Annotated in this window: 2 protein-coding genes; both read left to right on the forward strand. The window is 71.7% G+C overall.

Features of this window, described 5'->3' with window-relative positions; all coding sequences use genetic code 11:
- A partial coding sequence (locus KDL01_RS41640; protein ID WP_212534230.1) for a PadR family transcriptional regulator occupies nt 1–421 on the forward strand: 421 nt, incomplete at its 5' end.
- Nucleotides 418–660: ATP-binding cassette domain-containing protein (locus KDL01_RS41645; RefSeq protein ID WP_212534231.1), on the forward strand; the 243-nt coding region annotated here is incomplete at its 3' end. The genes KDL01_RS41640 and KDL01_RS41645, both read left to right, overlap by 4 nt.

A 660-nucleotide genomic window follows, 5' to 3' on the forward strand; every position in this document is an offset into this window, starting at 1 on the left:
GCACTACGGCCAGGTCTATTCGACGATGTCCCGCCTGCTGAAGAACGGGCTCGTCGAGGTCGACGGCATCGAGTCCGGCGGCGGCCCCGAGCGCAAGCGGTACGCGATCACCGAGGCCGGCGTCACCGACGTCGAGCGCTGGCTCGCCACGCCGGAGAAGCCGGAGCCGTACCTGCAGTCGACCCTCTACACCAAGGTCGTCCTCGCGCTGCTCACCAGCCGCGACGCCGCCGACATCCTCGACACCCAGCGCTCGGAGCACCTGCGCAGCATGCGGATCCTCACCGACCGCAAGCGCAAGGGTGACCTGGCCGACCAGCTCATCTGCGACCACGCCCTGTTCCACCTGGAGGCCGACCTGCGCTGGCTGGAGCTGACCGCGGCGCGCCTCGACCGGCTCCGCGAGGCGGTGACCCGATGACCTCCGCCCCCGCCGGCACCCTGCTCGCCGCCCAGGACCTGTGCAAGGCCTACGGCCCGACGACCGCGCTCGACGGCGCCGCGTTCTCCATCCACCCCGGCGAGGTCGTCGCCGTGATGGGCCCCTCCGGGTCGGGCAAGTCGACGCTGCTGCACTGCCTCGCCGGCATCGTCATGCCCGACTCCGGGTCGATCCTGTACAACGGGCGCGAGCTGACCGCGATGAACGACGCCGGGCGC

The organism is Actinospica durhamensis (assembly GCF_018139695.1).
Lineage (GTDB): Bacteria > Actinomycetota > Actinomycetes > Streptomycetales > Catenulisporaceae > Actinospica > Actinospica durhamensis.